Origin of the sequence: Capsulimonas corticalis (assembly GCF_003574315.2) — a bacterium.
GTDB classification, from domain to species: domain Bacteria; phylum Armatimonadota; class Armatimonadia; order Armatimonadales; family Capsulimonadaceae; genus Capsulimonas; species Capsulimonas corticalis.
The window spans coordinates 2,742,869-2,761,677 of sequence record NZ_AP025739.1 but is presented as its reverse complement, the minus strand read 5'-3'; the positions used below and the strand labels follow the sequence as shown (position 1 = coordinate 2,761,677).

At 62.3% G+C, this 18,809-nt stretch carries 14 protein-coding genes; 12 read left to right on the top strand and 2 right to left on the bottom strand.

The genetic code is table 11. The features are described from left to right. The first annotated feature begins 48 nt into the window (after positions 1–48). The 11 genes from D5261_RS11820 (at position 49) to D5261_RS11770 (ending at position 12,686) form a co-directional block, all read left to right on the top strand. On the top strand, positions 49–996 hold the full coding sequence (locus D5261_RS11820; RefSeq protein ID WP_119321232.1) for a cation diffusion facilitator family transporter: 948 nt from the start codon (positions 49–51) through the stop codon (positions 994–996). A gap of 415 nt (positions 997–1,411) precedes the next feature. Continuing rightward, positions 1,412–2,443, top strand: a complete 1,032-nt coding sequence (locus D5261_RS11815; RefSeq protein ID WP_165864159.1) for an aliphatic sulfonate ABC transporter substrate-binding protein — start codon at positions 1,412–1,414, stop codon at positions 2,441–2,443. Between the two features lie 30 nt (positions 2,444–2,473). After that, positions 2,474–3,856: an LLM class flavin-dependent oxidoreductase gene (locus D5261_RS11810; protein ID WP_119321230.1), complete on the top strand. Its 1,383-nt coding sequence runs from the start codon at positions 2,474–2,476 to the stop codon at positions 3,854–3,856. Positions 3,857–3,914: 58 nt separating this feature from the next. After that, positions 3,915–5,447 (top strand): hypothetical protein, encoded by a 1,533-nt coding sequence (locus D5261_RS11805; protein WP_301002477.1) that lies wholly within the window; start codon positions 3,915–3,917, stop codon positions 5,445–5,447. 20 nt (positions 5,448–5,467) lie between these two features. Continuing rightward, the gene (locus D5261_RS11800; RefSeq protein ID WP_119321228.1) at positions 5,468–6,319 is read left to right on the top strand and encodes a cyanophycinase; all 852 of its coding nucleotides are present in this window, start codon (positions 5,468–5,470) and stop codon (positions 6,317–6,319) included. Between the two features lie 382 nt (positions 6,320–6,701). Next, positions 6,702–7,574 carry a DUF1559 family PulG-like putative transporter gene (locus D5261_RS11795; RefSeq protein WP_119321227.1) on the top strand — a complete coding sequence of 291 codons (873 nt, stop codon included), beginning with the start codon at positions 6,702–6,704 and terminating at the stop codon, positions 7,572–7,574. Positions 7,575–7,583: 9 nt separating this feature from the next. Continuing rightward, complete coding sequence (locus D5261_RS11790) at positions 7,584–8,654, top strand: sulfonate ABC transporter substrate-binding protein (RefSeq protein ID WP_119321507.1); 1,071 nt, start codon at positions 7,584–7,586, stop codon at positions 8,652–8,654. Next, entirely contained in the window at positions 8,651–9,856 is a 1,206-nt protein-coding gene (ssuD, locus tag D5261_RS11785; RefSeq protein WP_119321226.1) for an FMNH2-dependent alkanesulfonate monooxygenase, read from the top strand. Before D5261_RS11790 ends, ssuD (D5261_RS11785) begins: the two co-directional genes overlap by 4 nt. Before the next feature lie 35 nt (positions 9,857–9,891). Next, positions 9,892–11,082, top strand: coding sequence for an FMNH2-dependent alkanesulfonate monooxygenase (gene ssuD, locus D5261_RS11780; protein ID WP_119321225.1), 1,191 nt, complete (start codon positions 9,892–9,894; stop codon positions 11,080–11,082). Positions 11,083–11,097: 15 nt separating this feature from the next. Continuing rightward, entirely contained in the window at positions 11,098–11,946 is an 849-nt protein-coding gene (locus tag D5261_RS11775; RefSeq protein WP_119321224.1) for an ABC transporter permease subunit, read from the top strand. After that, complete coding sequence (locus D5261_RS11770; RefSeq protein ID WP_119321223.1) at positions 11,910–12,686, top strand: ATP-binding cassette domain-containing protein; 777 nt, start codon at positions 11,910–11,912, stop codon at positions 12,684–12,686. Before D5261_RS11775 ends, D5261_RS11770 begins: the two co-directional genes overlap by 37 nt. Before the next feature lie 4 nt (positions 12,687–12,690). Here the strand turns inward: D5261_RS11770 and D5261_RS11765 are convergent, their stop codons facing one another. Together D5261_RS11765 and D5261_RS11760 are read right to left on the bottom strand one after the other, a co-directional pair. Then, the gene (locus tag D5261_RS11765) at positions 12,691–14,751 is read right to left on the bottom strand and encodes a beta-galactosidase (protein ID WP_119321222.1); all 2,061 of its coding nucleotides are present in this window, start codon (positions 14,749–14,751) and stop codon (positions 12,691–12,693) included. A gap of 34 nt (positions 14,752–14,785) precedes the next feature. Beyond that, on the bottom strand, positions 14,786–15,787 hold the full coding sequence (locus D5261_RS11760) for a LacI family DNA-binding transcriptional regulator (RefSeq protein WP_119321221.1): 1,002 nt from the start codon (positions 15,785–15,787) through the stop codon (positions 14,786–14,788). Positions 15,788–15,926: 139 nt separating this feature from the next. Between D5261_RS11760 and D5261_RS11755 the strand changes: the two genes are divergently transcribed. Then, positions 15,927–18,593 carry a glycoside hydrolase family 3 C-terminal domain-containing protein gene (locus D5261_RS11755; RefSeq protein WP_119321220.1) on the top strand — a complete coding sequence of 889 codons (2,667 nt, stop codon included), beginning with the start codon at positions 15,927–15,929 and terminating at the stop codon, positions 18,591–18,593. Positions 18,594–18,809 lie beyond the last annotated feature (216 nt).

The window sequence follows — 18,809 nt, the reverse complement described above, 5'->3', positions numbered from 1 at the left end:
CGATGGTCCAAAACACGTTGTTGGCGCCCATGCGGGTATAATTATGTCATGGCAGGACACACACACGGAGCGACGAGCGGTCGGCTTCTTTGGATCTCGCTGGCGCTGACGATTACCTTCGTCGCCGTGGAGCTTTTTTATGGCTTGCGCGCGCACTCGCTCGCGCTGGTGTCCGACGCCGGGCATAACGCGTCGGACGCGCTTGCGCTCGGCCTCGCCGCCTACGCCGTGTGGGTCGCCCGCCGCCCCGCCGGCCCCGGCAATACGTTCGGGTACCATCGGGTGGCGATTCTCACCGCCTGGTTCAACGCCGCCGCGCTGGTCGTGATCGCCATCGTGATCTTGATCGAGGCGTGGAGCGTCTTTCTGCACCCGCAGCCGCATCTCCAATCCGGCCTGATGATGGGCGTCGCCGCCGTCGCCCTCGTGATGAACACCGTCATCGCCTACTGGCTGCAAGGCGACAGCCACCACAGCATGAACGCGCGCGCCGCCTATATCCATATGGCCGGCGATGCCCTTTCCTCGCTTGGCGTTCTGATCGCCGGCGCGATTGTCCACTACACCGGCTGGACGCTCGCCGACCCGATCGTCTCCGTCATGATCGCCCTGTTCATCCTATACTCGTCGTGGGAGATCATCATCGACGCCACGAACGTACTGCTGGAAGGGACCCCGAAAGGGATGGACGTTCCGGCGCTGGTGGCCGCGATCCGCAGCATCCCCTGCGTTCAGGACGTCCACGACCTGCATGTCTGGACCGTCGGCGACGGCATCAACTTCCTGAGCTGCCACATCGTGCTCCCGGATGAGTTCACCGTCATCCAGAGCTCCACCGTCGTCTCGGCCGTCAACCACAAACTCCACGACAGCTTTGGCATCGGCCACGCCACGATCCAGGCGGAGATCGGCGACTGCAGCGGCTGCAACATGGACCCGGAAGAGCTATTCTGCTTCCTGGAATCCCATTCGCACGGCTGCGGACACGATCACTGATTCCCAATCTTTTTTGGCGACGGGTTGACATCCGTGGCGGAACCGACTATAATCACGCAAAAGATACTTTTCCGGTATCAAAACTACTATTGTAAAACCAGCGACGAAAGTCGCGGCTGACGAGACGTCTTGAGGCCAGGCATCGCTCCATGTTGAGAGCGGCGCCTGGCCTATTTGCTTTACGGCTGCTCGCCATTCGGTCAATACTTATGACACAGCAAATCACGATCACCCATATCAGCGCCCTGTTTTCCGCCATCCCCTCGCCTGCTCCCGCTGTCTTTGTCAACACTGCTTCTGTTAATCCCTCACTCACGAACCGTGAAATCACAACAGGCGTTCTGCGTCCAATCGTGATATTTGTGGATTTCAAAACTCTTAAGAAGTCAGTGATAAACTATTTTTGGAGAAAAATGTGAAGACAAAGACTGCTCTTTCCTCTCTGACAGTCGCCGTTCTGGCGCTCGCCGGATGCCGCCATCCGGCGGACACGCAGACGCACGCCGGAAGCGATGTCGTCCTTCGGATCGGCTATCAGCGGCAGAGCGGCTTGAACTTGCTTCGGCTGCGCGGCGATCTGGAGAAGAAGCTGGCGCCAAAGGGCGTCACGGTGCAGTGGCTGCCGTTCCCAGCGGGGCCGCAGTTGATGGAGGGGCTGGGTACGGGCAGCATCGACCTGGGATCGGCAGGCGACACGCCCCCGATCTTCGCCCAGGCCGCCGGCAGTCCGTTCGTCTACGCCGCGAACCAGCCGCCCGGCCCGCTGCGCGGAGGCGGATTTCTGCTGCCGAAGGGATCGCCGATTCGCACGACCAGCGACCTGCGCGACAAGCGCGTCGCGCTGCAGCTAGGATCCGGGTCGACCTACTGGCTGGTGCAGGTGCTGAACCACGCCGGACTTCAATACCGCGATATTCACGCGGTGAACCTCGCGCCGCCGGACGCCCAGATCGCGTTCAGCACCGGCAACATCGACGCCTGGGTCACCTGGGAGCCATATGTCACGATCTCCGAACGCGAGAACGGCGCACGCCTGCTGCCGGACAACTCACAGACGGAAACCAGCGGAGGCTTCTATCTTGCCTCGCGGACATTCGCGGTCGCCCATCCCGATCTGATCAAAGAGACTCTGGAGGAGACCAAGGCAATCAGCGATTGGTCGCACGCGCACCCTCATGAAGCCGCGGCGATTCTCGCCCCTAATCTGGGACTGGAGATCGGTGAGGAAGAGCAGATCATTCGGCGAGGCAGCACGACGGGATATCGCGCGATTGACGAGAATGTGATCGCGCTTCAGCAAAAAGAAGCGGATAGCTTTACGAAAATCGGCCTGATCCCCAAAAAGATCGATGTCCGGCAGAATACGCTGACGCCGCAGCAGTATGCGCTTCTGACTCCCACGGACGCCTCCAAGACGGTTCAGGCGTCCGCAAAGATCGCGCAGTAATTGACGATGGTTTTGGATAGGAGAAATGGAATGAGCCAGGAAAAACGACAGTTGCATCTCAATCTTTTTTTGATGAGCGTCGGCCACCACGCCGCCGCCTGGAGAGATCCGGACGCGCATATCGAGGAGATCTTCGACCTCCAATATTTCAAGTGGATCGCACAGACGGCCGAGCGCGCCAAGCTCGATTCGCTGTTCCTCGCGGATGGCCTGGCGACCTGGTCGACCTCGAAATCGTCGCTGCAAGGCGGTCTGGAGCCGTTTACGCTGCTGTCCGCCCTGGCGGCCGTCACTGAGAAGATCGGCCTGATCGGCACCGTCTCCACCACCTACAACGCGCCGTTCCATGTGGCGCGCCGCTTCGCCTCGCTGGACCATCTGAGCGGCGGGCGGGCCGGCTGGAACATCGTGACTTCGGGCAACGAGCGCGAGGCGCAGAACTTCGGGCGCGAGGAGCATTTGCAGCACGCGGCGCGTTACGACAAGGCGCGCGAATTTCTGGAGGTCGCGACCTCCCTCTGGGATAGCTGGGACGATGACGCGCGCATTGCGGACAAAGAGTCCGGAGTCTATGTCGATCCCGACAAGATCCGGGAGATCGAGCATCGCGGGGAATGGTTCTCCGTGCGCGGCCCGCTGAACATCCCGCGCTCGCCGCAGGCGTATCCCCTGCTGGTGCAGGCCGGCTCGTCCGAGGACGGCAAAGAGTTCGCGGCGCAGTACGCCGAGGCGATCTTTACCGCCCAGCAGACATTTCAGGAAGGCCGCGATTTCTACGCCGACGTCAAATCGCGCCTCCCCCATTACGGACGCACTCCCGACGATGTCAAGATCCTGCCGGGCATCTCCGCCGTGATCGCCGAGACGGAGTCCGAGGCGCTCGACAAAGAAGCGGCCCTGCACGCCCTGGTGTCGCCCGAACAGGGGATTCGACAGCTTTCCAGCATCCTCAAAGTCGATCTCGCGGAGTACCCACTCGACGGGCCCCTGCCGGAAACGCCGCCGATCGAGGAGATCAACGGACACAAGAGCCGGTTCCAGCTGGTGACGGATCTCGCGCACCGGGAAAACCTCACCATCCGGCAGCTGATCTTCCGTCTGGCCGGAGGACGCGGGCATCGCACCTTCGCGGGAACGCCGATCCAGGTCGCCGATCAGCTGGAGGAATGGTTCACCGGCGGCGCGGCGGACGGCTTCAATGTCATGCCGGCCACGCTTCCCGGCGGCCTGGAAGACTTCGTGAACCTTGTCGTGCCGGAACTTCAGCGGCGCGGGCTGTTTCGGACGGAATACACGGGAAACACGCTCCGCGAGCACTACGGCCTGGCGCGTCCCGCCAACAAGTTCGCCGGACAGCCAGGGATCTCCGCGCTGGAAGATCGCGAAAAATTCAAACTGTCAGAGTTCAATTGATTCTCGTGCTTCCCGAAAAGCAGCGCCGCCAATGATATTCGTCTCTGAAAAACATACCGTGGATGATATTGCTTACCCCAGAACAATATCGCGCGCGGCTCTGCGGGCCATCCCTGGTTTGCTTGCGCTCATCCTCGCCATTGCTTCGGCGATCCGGCCGCTGACCGCCGACAGCGATTTTTACGCGCATGCGGCGGTCGGACGCTGGATCGTCGAGCATCACGCCATTCCAGGGCGCACGCTCTTTCTTTGGAGCGCGGACTCGCCCTGGATCGCCCATTCCTGGCTTTCCGAGGCGCTGATCTATGGGATCGCGCGCCTGGGCGACGCAGGAGCGGCGGCGGGACTGATATTGGAGATCCTGCTCCTGACCGCCGTCTTTGCGATCCCCGCATCTTCAAGCCGGCGCCCTCATTCGTTCCTCGCGGTCGCGGCGACCGCGCTGGCGGTATTCGCCGGCGCGTCTCGGTTTCAGCTGCGCCCTGAGCTGTTTTCCAATCTCGCGCTCGTGATTTTGCTTCCCATGGCGATCTCCTGGCGGCGATCGCCTCTCACAAACACGAAATCGTTTCTTCGGCGTCGGGCGCTGCCGGTGTCCCTGCTCTTTATTCTCTGGGCGAATCTGCATGGCGGCGTGGCGGTCGGCCTCGCTCTGCTGGGACTGCTGCTGATCGGGGAAGCCTTGCAGTCGCCGAGGTCCTGGGAAACGCGGCGCATCGCGGTCTTGTTCGCCGTCGCGGCGGCCTCGGTGTGCGTCAATCCCTACGGGGCGCTCTACTATCGCGCCTTCATTCCGACCAATCCCGGCGTCTTCGCCAGCATTGAGGAGTGGCGGCCGGCGCTGGCATTGCCGATCTTCCATCCGCCGATGCTGCTGTCGGCGCTGCTGGTTACTGCGCTGGCGTTCACCGCCTGGGTTCGCAATCCCGATCGACGCTGGTCGCGCCTGCTCTGGCTGCTTCTCGGGGTCGCCTCGCTTCTCATCGCGCGCCGTAATATCCTGACGTCCTCGCTGATCTCGCTCACGGTGCTTTTCGAATATTTCGATTTCGCGCCGCGCCTGCGAAAAGCCAACGCCCCGACCGTCGGGCGAGCCGCTTCTCCGGTTCTTACGCTGCTGACGCCGGTTCTCGCCGCCGCGCTGGTCGCCTTAGCAATACGATCTTTGACCGCGCTGACGGCGCCCGCGCCCGACACAGCCCCCGTCGGCCAGATCGCTTACCTGAAACGCAGCGCCGTGACGGGGCGTATCTTCAACGATTATAACAACGCATCGTATTTGGAATGGGAGCTTTATGGACACAACACGCTGTTTATCGATGGGCTGAACGCCTATCCAGATGAACTCCTCCCCATCGCCGCGCATGTCTTCGCCGCCGATGAAACGGGGCTCGCCTATTTGGATCAACAGGGCGTCTGCTGCGTGGTCGGGCGGCGGCGCGATCCCAGATACGAATCGCACTATCCAAATCTCTACCATGCGCTCACGCACGATCCCCGCTGGGCGCTGGTCTACGCGGGTCCGGATGGGCCAATTTGGGTCCGCCGAATTCCCGCCTATGCAACCCTCTGGAGCAGGGCGCTGCGATAAAAAGCTCGCGAGACACAATCATGACCACACCAACATCCATCTCGGACCATGGCGCCATCGGCCCGGCGCGCGGCGCCCTGGTCATCGTCGGCGGCGGAGAGATCGGCCCTGAGATCTGGGACCGATTTCTCACGCTTGCCGGAGGAGCGGACGCCCGGATTGTCATCATCCCCACGGCGCAGGAAAACCTTTCCGTTACGGACGACGATACGGCGAAAGAATTAGCGCAGCACGGGGCGCGGCGCATCCAGGTTCTCCATACACGTGATCCGAAGGAAGCGGACACCTCGCAGTTCGTCGCCCCGCTGCGCGAGGCGACCGGCGTCTGGCTCACCGGCGGCCGCCAGTGGCGTCTAGCCGACGCGTATCTGCATACCCGGGTGCATCAGGAACTTGCCGCGCTGCTGGAACGCGGCGGCGTCATCGGAGGAACATCCGCCGGAGCCACGATTCAGGGATCGTTTCTGGTGCGCGGCGACACCGCCGGGAATGAACTGATGATCGGCGACCACGTGGAGGGCTTCGGTTTTCTGAAAGCCGCCGCCATCGACCAGCACCTCCTGCGCCGCAACCGGCAATTCGACCTGATCTCCGTCATCGGCGAGCATCCCGAGCTGCTGGGCATTGGGATCGACGAAGGGACGGCCGTTGTCGCGCAGGGAAATCGATTGGAAGTTGTCGGCGCAAGTTACGTCGCCATCTTCGACCGCGAACAGTGGAGCGGGACCGAAAACACATCCCCCAACAACGCGGGAAGCAAGGGCAAATTCTACTTTCTCTCGGCGGGAGAGCGATTCGACTTGAACGACAGACGCATTGCGCCTCCCGAAATACAAGCCGATGAAAAGGGCGCGAAAAAACATTCCTCATAGTGTTGACATGCGCACAAGGACCCGGTATACTCAATAACATAAGTTTGGTTATTTAAAAACTAGTAATTGAAAAACTGCTCACTCGGCGACGAGAGGCCAGACGCATGGATTTTCCGCGTCTGGCCTTTTCTCGTTGTATTTCACACAGAGATGCGGGAACACGCGAAGACAATGCATACCGATATCCAGAATAAAATACAGAAACAAGGATTTACCGGAAGCCACGTCTGGAGCGGCTGTCTCTGTCCTCCCCCCTCGTCACGCTTTCACACCTGCTGACACCGATTTTTCGCGCCCGCTTTGCGCCTCGGAATGCACGAGGCGCTTGGTCCAGGGCAAAAAAGATAATATGACACTCTGAACCAAAGAAGGAGACATCACTATGTCCAGCATTCGCCATCGCGGATTTACTCTGATTGAATTACTCGTCGTCATAGCCATTATCGCGATTCTTGCCGCGATCCTCTTCCCGGTCTTCGCCCAGGCCCGCGAAAAGGCGCGCCAGACTCGCTGCTCCTCCAATGAAAAGCAGCTGGTCCTCGCCCTGATCCAATACGTTCAGGACTATGACGAGCAGTTCCCGCCCGCTAACATTAGCGATCCGAGCTACGTAGACATCGCCGGCGTCGCGCAGAACCGCCAGCATTGGTATGGAATGATCACGCCGTACATCAAGCAAGGTTACGCGAACTCCCAGGCGGGCGTCAAGAAAGACAACGTCTATATTTGCCCGGATTACGCTCCGATCGGCGCCTTCGGAACCTCCGCCACGTCGCCGCAGGGGACGCCTCAGTACAGCTACGCGATCAACGAAAATATCTCTCCGGCTCTGGCGCCTGGCACCCCCTGGAATCTGGCGAACACGGCGCCTCTCACGCTGGCCTCGATCAACTACCCGGCCAATCAGGTGCTCATTTCGGAAGGCGCCGGCGCCCGCGTATTTTCCGCCGGCGACGACACCTCGGCGGACCCGCCGGTCCCGGCCGGCGGAAGCGGCTATTCGGACACAAACGTGAACCACGACAACAATATCTCACACGTTCTGGCGCGGGGACGGCATAGCGGCGGATCGCACTATGCATTTACCGACGGGCATGTGAAGTGGGTGCGCTCGCCAAACCCGAGCTACACCGGCGTGGCGGATGTCAGCGGCCTCACCGTCGTTCCCACCACCGACACCTCAAATATCACCTACAAGCGCAGTGAGAACACCAACGCCGTCGGGTTCTACCTGGACGACACCGCGGGGAACTAAATGATCGCCATGACCAGCAGAACTCGGGCGGCGCGTCCGCTGACATTTGTCCTGGGAATCGCCGCCCTTCTCGCCTCGGGCTGCGCGCGTCATGATGGGATGAACGGCGCGGCGGCGCACGCGCAGTCCGCGCAAGGAACGGTGCTTCATGTCGGCTATCAGCGCGGCGGCAGTCTCAACCTGCTGCGGCTGCGCGGCGATCTTGAACGCCGGCTCGCTCCCAAAGGCGTGACCGTGCAGTGGCTGAACTTCCCCGCAGGGCCGCAGCTGCTGGAGGGGATCGGCGCGAATAGCGTCGATATCGGATCGGCGGGGGATACTCCGCCGATCTTCGCCCAGGCCGCCGGCGTCCCGCTGGTCTATGTCGCCAACACGCCGCCGTCGCCCAAAGCCGAAGCCGTCGGACAGGCGCTGATCGTCCCCAAAGATTCCCCCGCGAAGACCCTTCAGGATCTGCGCGGAAAGAAGATCGCCTTCCAAAAAGGCTCCAGCGCCAACTATTTTCTGGTGCAGGCGCTCGGGCAGGTCGGACTGAAATACTCCGACGTGCAGCCGACTTACCTTTCCCCGCCGGACGCGCAGGCCGCGTTCGCCTCCGGCAGCATCGATGGATGGGTGATCTGGGATCCGTTCCTATCGATCGCCAGACACACAACCGGCGCGCGCATTTTGCGGGACGGCGCGAACCTGCCTACCAGCGGCGGCTTCTACCTCGCGTCGCGCACATTCGCCGTCGAGCATCCGGACCTCGTGAAGGCCGTTCTGGAGGAAGCCAAGAAGGCCGGCGACTGGTCGCACGATCATTCCCATGAAGCCGCGCAGATCTTATCGCCCGACCTGGGATTGGATGTACCGACTCTCGAACAGATCGTGCGCAACGGCTACACGACGAATTACCGAGAAATCACCCCGGAAGTCATTGCGCTCCAGCAAAAAGAAGCGGACGCGTTCGCAAATATTGGGCTGATCCCGCAAAAGATCGATGTCCGGCAGGCGACGCTGACGCCCGAACAATATGCGCGGCTCGCCCCCGCTCAAGAGCCGCAAGTTGCAGAGAAGATAAAGGAAATAACACGATGAACGTACTCTGGTTTTTCCCCACCGGCGGCGATGGTCGCTACCTTGGATCGCCGATCGGCCGCCGCGAATCGACGCACGACTATCTCAAGCAGATCGCCGTCGCCATCGACGAGCTGGGATATTACGGCGCGCTGCTGCCGACCGGGCCGGGCTGTGAGGACGCCTGGGTGCTGGCGTCCTCATTCATCCCGCTCACCAAGAATCTCAAATTCTTGATCGCCGCGCGCCCGTCCGTGATCAACCCGACGTTCTCCGCGCAGATGGCCGCCACCTTCGACCGCGCCTCCAATGGACGCCTGCTCATCAATGTCGTCACGGGAAGCAGCCAGGCGCAGATGGCGAAAGAAGGCGTCTTTCTCGAACACGACGAGCGCTACGAAGTGACCGATGAGTTCCTCACGATCTGGCGCGGCTTGTTCGGCGGTGAGGAAGTCAATTTCGAGGGCAAACATCTGCGCGTCGAGGGAGGCAAAAACCTCTTCCCTTCAGTGCAGAAGCCCTATCCTCCGCTCTACTTCGGCGGGTCCTCCCCGGCCGCTCTGGAAGTGGCGGCGAAGCATGTGGACGTTTATCTGACCTGGGGCGAGCCACCGGCTTTGGCCGCCGAGAAGATCAACGAAGTGCGCCGCCTCGCCGCATTGCACGGGCGCACCGTCAAGTTCGGCATGCGCCTGCATGTGATCGTCCGCGAAACCGAGCGCGAGGCGTGGGCGGCCGCCGACGATCTGATCAAATATGTGACGGACGACTCGATCGCCGCCGCGCAAAAGCAGTTCGCCAGCTCGCAATCCGTCGGACAGCAGCGCATGAGCGCCCTGCATGGAGGACGACGCGACAATCTGGTGATTAGCCCCAACCTCTGGGCCGGCATCGGACTCGTCCGAGGCGGCGCGGGAACGGCCCTGGTCGGCGACCCGGAAACGGTCGCCCAGCGGATGAAGGAGTACGGCGAGATCGGAATCGACACCTTCGTCCTCTCCGGATACCCCCATCTGGAGGAGGCCATCCGCTTCGCCGAGCTGACCTTCCCCTACCTGCCGCTGTCCCACCCAAGCCGGCTCGCCGACAATTCGGGAGCGCAGACCGTGGAGCCGAAGCTGGCGTTCCGGTTCGGCGACGGGCACAACGGCATTCCCAGCGTGCATACCGGACACTCGATTCCGAAACACGCCCCGGCGCTCGCCGAAGGTCTCGCCAGTTGAGAGCCGACCCCATCAACGGACAAAGGAATTGACCGATGCATGTTTTTTGGTATCTGCCGACGCAAGGCGATGAACGATATCTTGGATCGACGATCGGACAGCGGCAGCCGACGCACAAATATCTCACGCAGATCGCGCAGGCGGTCGACAACCTGGGCTATGAGGGAATGCTGCTCGGAACGGGGCTGAAACAAGATCCCTGGATTGTGGCGACCTCTCTCATCACCGCGACCGAGAAGCTCAAATTCCTCGTCGCGCATCGGCCCTCCATCCTGCCGCCGGCGCTCGCGGCGCGCATGGCGGCGACATTCGACCATATCTCGCAGGGACGCCTGCTATTGAACATCGTCACCGGCGGCGGTCCGCTGAAAAACGAAGGAGTTTTTCTGGACCATGACGAGCGGTACGCCCACACGGATGAGTATCTCACCGTGTGGCGCGCCCTGCTGCGCGGCGAGGAGGTGAACTTCCATGGCAAGCATGTCCAGATCGAAAACGCCCAATTGCGCTTCGATCCGTACACCAAGCCCTATCCCCCGCTCTACTTCGGCGGGTCCTCCCCGGCTGCTCTGGAAGTGGCGGCGAAGCATGTGGACGTTTATCTGACCTGGGGCGAGCCGCCGGCTTTGGCCGCCGAGAAGATCAACGAAGTGCGCCGTCTCGCCGCGCTGCACGGACGCACGGTGCGTTTCGGCATTCGACTGCATGTGATTGTGCGCGAAACCGAGCGCGAAGCCTGGGAAGCCGCCGAGCGTTTGATCCGCTATGTGAATGACGACAAAATCGCCGCGTCGCAGGCCCAGTTCGCCCGGTCGGAATCCGAAGGCCAGCGGCGCATGCAGCAGCTGCACGGCGGGCGGCGCGACAAGCTGGAGATCAGCCCCAATCTCTGGGCGGGCGTCGGCCTTGTCCGAGGCGGCGCGGGGACGGCGCTGGTCGGCGACGCCGAGTCGGTCTACCAGCGGATGAAAGAATACACGGACATCGGGTTCGATACCTTTGTGCTTTCGGGTTATCCCAGCCTGGAAGAGTCCTATCACTTCGCCGAAGGCGTATTCCCGCTGATCCGGCGCGACCAGATCAAACTTTCGGCGGCGGACAGCGTCTTTGCGTATCGCGCGCCGGAGGCGGCCGACCTGCGCGTGCTCCGGCGGTACGACGCTTCCGAAAGCGCCGAAGCGCGCCTCTCGGAAAACGGGTCTCTTTCCAGCGCATTGCGTCCATAAGAAGGCGAAACACGAATGAAAGTTTTACCGGCCCGTCGGATTTGGGTTAAGCCCATCGCCGCCGCCAGCGCCGCCCCCCACAAAGTCTCTCAGCTTCGCCCGCGCGTCCTGCTGCCCTGGCTGCTGCCGCTGCTGCTGCTCGCCGTCTGGCAGATTGGCGCGCAGTCCGGCTGGATCGCGCCGCGCATCCTGCCCGCCCCAACCGCCGTGCTGCAAGCCGGCGCGCATTTGATTCAAACCGGCGAATTGCCGCGACATATCGCCGTTAGCTCCGGCCGCGCCTTGGTCGGCTTCGCCATCGGCGGCGGGATCGGCTTTCTGCTGGGATTGCTGAACGGAGCCTGGCCCATCGCGGAGGAGCTTCTGGACAGCACCGTGCAGATGCTCCGCACGATCCCCAACCTGGCGATGATCCCGCTGATCATCCTCTGGTTCGGCATCGGCGAGGAGGCGAAGGTGACTCTGGTCGCGCTCGGCGTCTTCTTTCCGATGTATCTGAACACCTATCACGGGATCCGCACGGCGGACAAGGGTTTGAAGGAGATGGGACGGGTCTATGGCCTAGAGCCGTGGACTTTGTTCTGGCGCGTGATCTTCCCTGGAGCCGTGCCGTCGATCCTGATCGGCCTGCGCTTCGCGCTGGGAATGATGTGGCTCGTGCTGATTGGGGCGGAGACTCTGGCGGCCGATTCCGGGATCGGATTTATGACGACCACCGCGCGAGAGTTCATGCGCACGGATGTCGTGGTGCTGGGAACTCTCGTCTATGCGACGCTCGGCAAGCTGGCCGACCTCGTCGCCAAAGGATTGGAAAGGACATTTCTGCAATGGCATCCCAACTATCAGAATACGGCGCGCTTTTAGGCGAGCAATCGCAGGCGACCGCCGCTCCCGTCCATGTCCACGTCCAGGATCTGCATAAGGACTTTGGACCGCGCAAGGTTCTGCGCGCCCTGGACCTGGAGATCCGGCGCGGCGAGTTCATCGCCATCGTCGGCAAAAGCGGCTGCGGAAAAAGCACGCTGCTGCGTCTGCTGGCCGGTCTCGACCAGCCCAGCGGCGGGGGCGTCCGTATCGACGGGCGTCCTCTCGGGGGCCTGAACCACGCGGCGCGGGTAATGTTTCAGGACGCGCGGCTGCTGCCATGGGAGCGCGTCGTCAGCAATGTCGGACTGGGGCTTGGGAAAGATTGGCGGCGCAAAGCCGAGAGCGCGCTCGCCGATGTCGGTCTTTCGGACCGCGCGAACGACTGGCCCTCAGTGCTCTCCGGCGGCCAGCGCCAGCGCGTCGCCCTCGCCCGCGCGCTCGCCGGCGATCCGGAGCTGCTGCTGCTCGATGAACCGCTGGGGGCGCTCGACGCCCTGACCCGCTACGAAATGCAGCGGCTGATCGAGGATCTTTGGCGGCGGCGGGGATGCACCGTGCTCCTCGTGACGCACGATGTCGAAGAATCCGTCGCTCTCGCCGACCGCGTCGTGGTCATCGACGAAGGCCGCGCCACCCTGGACCTGCGCATCGACCTGCCCCGCCCCCGCCGGCGCTCCGACCAAGATTTCCAGGTCCTGCGCGAACGGATTCTTGGGCTAATCGCTGGGGGGATTTGAATCGTCACCGCAGGGCCAGTACGCCATACGGCTCCATGACGACCTCTCCAAGAACCGTCTCGCCAGAGATCAGATCGACCATTTCGGAATGCGCCTGAATCGTGCGCGGCGTATCGGCGTAGTTGAGCAGGAAGACAAACGTCTCTCCGTCCGGCTGCGCGCGGATCGCCGCTTCGATGTCGCGCGGCAGCGTCAGCCGATCCGCGAGCGGTGAGTTCAGGCCCAGATGCTCCGCCAGCGCGTTGGCGACGGGCTCGGTGAAGACGCCGCCGTAATAGTAGGCAACGCCGTCGCCCCATGGATTGCGCGTAAGTGCAGGCTTGCCGGCGTAATATCCGGCGTCGGCGGCGTAGGAAGCAATTACGGAGGCCTCCGGGTTTTCCAGCCGCAGGATATCATTGAACGGGCCGGATTTGAGCTCGCCGAATTGAGCGTTCACACCATCCCAGTCCAGAGACGGCTCCGTTTGATATTTGCCGATCCTTGTGAAATCCTCCACCGTGACGCCGCAGAGATCCGCTACAGCGCCGGGAAATGGCCGCATCGGGCATTGACCGTGGATGTCTTTGTATCCCGTGCGACACCCAAAAATGATCCGGCCGCCCGCGTTCGCGTACTCCTTGAGCATCCGGGCGGTCTCGTCGGTGAGGATCGTGGGGTGGGGATAGATCAGCACGCGGTAACGCGACATCTCACGCCGCCTGATTCCTGGGCGCAGGGTTAAGGAATCCACCGGGACGTGGCGGCGCTGCAAGGCGGCGTACCAGGCGGACGCGCTCTGGCGCTCGTAGGGGCCATGCCAGGTGTCGAGTTCGCCATCCCATTCATTGTCGTAATCGCGCAGGATCGCCACGTCCGCCTGATACGCGGATCCCGCGACATCCGCAAGGCGGAGAAGCTCCTGTCCGATCCGCGCGACTTCCGCGCAGCGGCGGTTGGCTTGGTTATGGTAGTCGTTGATCCCGTGCCAGTAAATCTCCGTCCCCATCGTCGCGGTCCGCCATCGAAAGAAGAGGACCATATCCGCGCCGTGCGCGATCGATTGGTACGTCCAGAGGCGAACCTGGCCAGGCTTCGGCGACGGAAGTTCCAGACGATTGACCCATCCGCCGGGGCCGGATTGCTGCTCCATGATACAGAACCGGCGCGAGATCCCGCGCACGGCGCTCAGATTCCATCCCCAGCGGCGATCGCGCATCGGCTCTGGACTGCTTTCCAGACTGGCTTCTGAAAACAGAGGATAAGCGTCATAGGAGATAAAATCGAGTGTCTCGTCCGTCAGATGATGGCTGTCAAGATGTCCGAAGAGGCCGTTGGTGGTAATGAAGTGCGTCGTGTCGTGCGCGCGGATGGCGTCGGCTTGCAGCTTGGCGTAAGAGATCGTCGAATCGGAGATAAATCGCTTCTCGTCCAGCGCCTGGTGCGGATTGGGAGAATCCGCCGGCGTCGGACGCGACAGATATACCTGCGACCAATCGGAGTACGTCTGGTTCCAGAAGACCGCGCCCCAGGCCGCATTCAGCCGATTGAGCGTTTCGTACTTCTCCTGAAGCCAGACGCGAAACGCCGCATGATCCGAATCCGCATAGAAAACATTGACTTCGCAGTTCAGCTCATTGTCGATCTGCCACCCCCAAAGCGCCGGATGTTTGTAATAATGTTCGGCCATGCGCGATGCGATCCGCGCGGAAAGCTCGCGAAAGATCGGGGCGGTGTGATTGCAGTGCGCCCGCATGCCATGCTGATAGACGACTCCCTGACGATTGGCGTTCAGCGCCTCGGGGTACTTCTGGGTCAGCCACACCGGCGGCGTCGCGGTCGGCGTGCCGAGGATTACACGCAGGCTGTGCTTGTGCGCGAGATCCATCACGCGGTCAAAAAAGCCGAACTCAAATCGCCCTTCCTCGGGCTCAAAGATCGACCAGGCGAACTCGCCGATGCGGATCACTTCCAGACTCATTTCGCGCATCCGGCGAAAATCGTCGGCCCAGAGCGATTCGTCCCAGTGCTCCGGATAATAACAGACCCCAAGCGTCAGATGCGAAACGCGCAATGCTTTTTCCAATGGATGCTTCCTTTCAACAATCACTCGAAGCTCGTCATGCGGGCGCCGGTCCGACCGAGCTTCGCCGCACCATTTCCCCTTCGATCAGTCTTTGCTCGGGCCCAAGGCGCGGATCGCGGATCCGCGCCAGCAGTATCTCGGCGGCGGCGCGGCTGATCTCTTCGAAGGGCTGGCGGACCGTCGTCAGCGGCGGATCGGTGACTTCGGCCCCCAGGTCGTCGACGCTCACGACGGAGATCTCGCCGGGGACGCTCACGCCGGACTCTTTGATCAAGACCAGGATATCGCGCGCCAGGGAATCACAGAAGCTGAAGATCGCCGTGGGACGCTCCGCCGCCGGCAGGGTCAGCAGGTTGCGCAGCCAGGCGCGCCCGCCGACGCTCTCGCCGATCCAGCGGTCGTCAATCGGGATATTGGCTTCTTCGAGAATCTGGCGGTACCCCTCTTCCCGCTGCCAGGTCGCGCGTGTCTCGTGCGAGCCCCGGCAGTAAGCGATGCGCCGGTGCCCCAGGCGCAGCAGTTCCCCCACCGCCACTCGGGCGGCGGCGATGTTGTCGATCTCGCAGGACGACGACAGCGCGTCATCCCCCGAATTTCCCACTAAGATATGCGGAAAGCCCCGTTCGCGCAGCGTGCGGACAAGCGCATTGCCGACCGTGGGGGACACGACGATCAGGCCGTCGCAGCGCCCGTCGCAGTACGTGCGGATACTGAGCAGCGGATCCTCGTAAAAGAGGCGGCTGGTGAAGATCAGCGAGTTATGCCCCAAGGCGTCCAGCACGTTATGGAGGTTGTCGAGCATCGCCTGATAGTAGATGTCGCGCGAGGCGGAGCCGACCGCGAGGCCGAGCGTCAGGCAGTCGGGGAGCGCGGCGCGCTGCAGCGACTGGCGCGGACGGTAATTGGTCTGCCGAATCGCCGCCAGCACGCGCTCGCGTTTTTCGGGAGAAACTTTGCCGGGACGGTTGTTCAGGACGTATGAGACCGTCGCGAGCGAAACGCCGGAGATGCGGGCGATGTCTTTAATGGTTGGCATAGGTTTTCAAATGGGTGCGACCTCTCTATTATACTTCATTGCGGGCCGACAAAAAATCTCTTGACGAGCGGCCGCGAGAGAGTTATAATGGTCGAGTTGAAATATTTCAAGTACACCGTCCGTAGTTGAAGGAGATCGTATGCGTCCCACCCTCTACTCTCCAGCGAAGCGCGCCGCCGCCACAAGGCGCCATCGCCTGCGCTGCCTGTCGCTTCTCGCGGCGTCCGCCGCGTTCCTGACGCCGTCGGGGGCGTCCGCGCAGGCGAAGTTTCCCTTCCAAGATTCCGCGCTGCCGATCGAACAGCGCGTCAACGATATCGTCTCGCGCATGACGCTTCCGGAAAAGGCGGCGCAGATGGGGACCGACGCCCCCGCGATCCCGCGCCTCGGCATTCCCGCCTACTACTGGTGGAGCGAATCGCTGCACGGTTACGCCTACGGCGGCAAGAGCTTCGACACGGTGTTTCCTGAGCCGATCGGCCTCGCGGCCACGTTCGATATCCCGCTGCACGCCAAGGTGGCGAGCGCCATCGGCGATGAAGACCGGGCGGAGTTCAACCGCACCAACGCCGAGGGCAAGCCGACGCCCTTCTATGGCCTGACGTTCTTCGCGCCTAACATCAATATCTTCCGGGATCCGCGCTGGGGACGCGGGCAAGAGACGTACGGCGAAGACCCCTATCTGACGGCTCAGTTCGGCGTCACTTATATTCGAGGCTTGCAGGGCGACGATCCCAAGTACTTCAAGGTCATCGCGACGGCGAAGCACTACGCCGTGCACAGCGGCCCGGAGCCGGAGCGGCACGTCTTCAACGCCGTCGTTTCCCCTTACGATCTGCACGACACCTACCTGCCCGCGTTCAAAGCCGCCGTCACCGACGGCCACGTTTACAGCCTGATGAGCGCCTACAGCAGCCTCTACGGCGTTCCCGATCCGGCGAGCGACCTGCTGCTGCAAAAGCTGCTGCGCGACCAGTGGGGCTTCCAGGGTTATGTTGTTTCGGACTGCGGCGCGATTACCGACATTTCGAACAGCCACAAGTTCGCGCCCAGCATCGAGGCGGGGTCCGCGCTGGCGGTGAAAGCGGGAACCGACCTCGCCTGCGACAGCGCCTACAACTCCCTGCCCGCCGCCGTCGCGCAGGGCCTGATCACCGAGGCCGAGATCGACAAGTCCCTCAAGCGCCTCTTCACCGCGCGCTTCAAACTGGGACTGTTCGACCCGCCCACGCAGAATCCGTACGCCAGCATCCCGGCGAGCGTCATCGAAAGCCCGGAGCACCGCGCCCTCGCCTTGCAGGCGGCCCGCGAATCGATCGTTCTGTTAAAAAATAACAAAGACTTCCTTCCGCTCAGCCCCAAGATCAAATCGCTGGCGGTCATCGGACCGAACGCCGATGACACTGTCGTGCAGGAAGGCAACTACCACGGCGTCTCGTCGCACGAAGTCAGCGTTCTGGACGGGATCCGCAAGCGCGCCGGCGACAGCGTGAAGGTGACCTACGTACACGGCAGCGGCCTGCTCAAAGCGCAGGACAGCGCGCCGATCCCCAGCGAAGCGCTGAGCAGCGACGGCAAGCCCGGTCTCAAGGGCGAATACTTCGCCAATAAGAACCTGGAAGGAGCGCCCACAGCGACCCGGCAGGACGCGAATATCAACTTCAACTTCGCGCAGGAGCCGATCGCCGGAGTCGAGCACACGAACTTCTCGGTGCGCTGGACCGGAACCCTGACCGCGCTGAAAGACGCGAATTATACGCTGACGATCAGCGGCGACGACGGCTATCGTCTCTTCATCGACGGCAAAAACGTCGCCGAAGACTGGTCGTCCCACGCCGTGACCTCGCGCGACTATGCGCTCACGCTCAAAGCCGGCCAATCCGTCCCGATCCGCGTGGAGTATTACCAGGAAGAGCAAGGCGCGGAAGTTCATCTGAGCTGGCGCGACGACTCCTCACAGCCGTTCGCCGCCGCGATCGCCGCCGCCAAGGCGTCGGACGCCGTGATCTTTGTCGGCGGCATCTCCAACGCGATTGAAGGCGAAGAAGGCACCGGCGGCAACGGCGACCGCACCGATCTGGACATTCCGAAAGTCCAGCAGGATCTGCTGGAGGCTCTCTACGCCACCAAGAAGCCGATCGTGCTTGTGCTGCTCAACGGCAGCGCGCTCAGCGTCAACTGGGCCGACGATAAGCTTCCCGCCATCCTCGACGCCTGGTACCCCGGCGAAGAAGGCGGCTCGGCCGTCGCCGATGTCCTCTTCGGCGACTACAATCCCGCCGGACGTCTCCCGGTCACATTCTACACGGGTGTGGACCAATTGCCGCCGTTCCGCGATTACACGATGCAGCACCGCACGTATCGCTACTATGAAGGCCATCCGCTCTATGCGTTCGGCTACGGTCTGAGCTATACCCGCTTCTCATACTCCAATCTGAAAGTCCCGAAGGACCCGGCGCCTGGCGCCGAGGTGGTGGTGAGCGCCGACGTGAAGAACACCGGCAAGCGCGCCGGCGACGAAGTGGTCCAGCTCTACCTGCGCCCCGATCCGGACGGCATCCCGAGACTGGTCGAAACCGGCCAGCCGATGCCCCGCCTGATCCTCAGCGGCTTCCAGCGCGTCAATCTCGCCCCTGGCGAAAGCAAGACGGTTACCTTCACCATCAAGCACGACCAGCTGCTGCTGTTCAACGCGGAAGGCGTCAAGCAGATGCAGCCCGGAACCTGGCAGGTATTCGTCGGCGGCGGCCAGCCCGACGTCAACTCCGGACGCGGCGCCCTGAGCGCAAAGATCGAGGCGAAGTAAACGCCTCCGCTCCCGAAAGATCCAAACACGGAAACGCCGGACGATCGAAATCGTCCGGCGTTTCCGTGTTTTCGCTATGTTTTGATCGAAAGTAGGAGTGAGAATCGCCGGCGGTTAAAACCGCGCCTCCAGGAGCGCAGAAGTCCGCCTTCGCGGACTACATGATCCTTGACGATACCTCCTCCTGGAGGGCCAAATATCCGGCGGTATCGTGAA

Coding starts and splice junctions, on each gene's coding strand:
- D5261_RS11820 (WP_119321232.1), top strand. CDS start 49: ATGGCAGGACACACACACGGAGCGACGAGCGGTCGGCTTCTTTGGATC.
- D5261_RS11810 (WP_119321230.1), top strand. CDS start 2,474: ATGAGCCAGGAAAAACGACAGTTGCATCTCAATCTTTTTTTGATGAGC.
- D5261_RS11800 (WP_119321228.1), top strand. CDS start 5,468: ATGACCACACCAACATCCATCTCGGACCATGGCGCCATCGGCCCGGCG.
- D5261_RS11795 (WP_119321227.1), top strand. CDS start 6,702: ATGTCCAGCATTCGCCATCGCGGATTTACTCTGATTGAATTACTCGTC.
- D5261_RS11790 (WP_119321507.1), top strand. CDS start 7,584: ATGACCAGCAGAACTCGGGCGGCGCGTCCGCTGACATTTGTCCTGGGA.
- ssuD (WP_119321226.1), top strand. CDS start 8,651: ATGAACGTACTCTGGTTTTTCCCCACCGGCGGCGATGGTCGCTACCTT.
- ssuD (WP_119321225.1), top strand. CDS start 9,892: ATGCATGTTTTTTGGTATCTGCCGACGCAAGGCGATGAACGATATCTT.
- D5261_RS11775 (WP_119321224.1), top strand. CDS start 11,098: ATGAAAGTTTTACCGGCCCGTCGGATTTGGGTTAAGCCCATCGCCGCC.
- D5261_RS11770 (WP_119321223.1), top strand. CDS start 11,910: ATGGCATCCCAACTATCAGAATACGGCGCGCTTTTAGGCGAGCAATCG.
- D5261_RS11760 (WP_119321221.1), bottom strand. CDS start 15,787: ATGCCAACCATTAAAGACATCGCCCGCATCTCCGGCGTTTCGCTCGCG.
- D5261_RS11755 (WP_119321220.1), top strand. CDS start 15,927: ATGCGTCCCACCCTCTACTCTCCAGCGAAGCGCGCCGCCGCCACAAGG.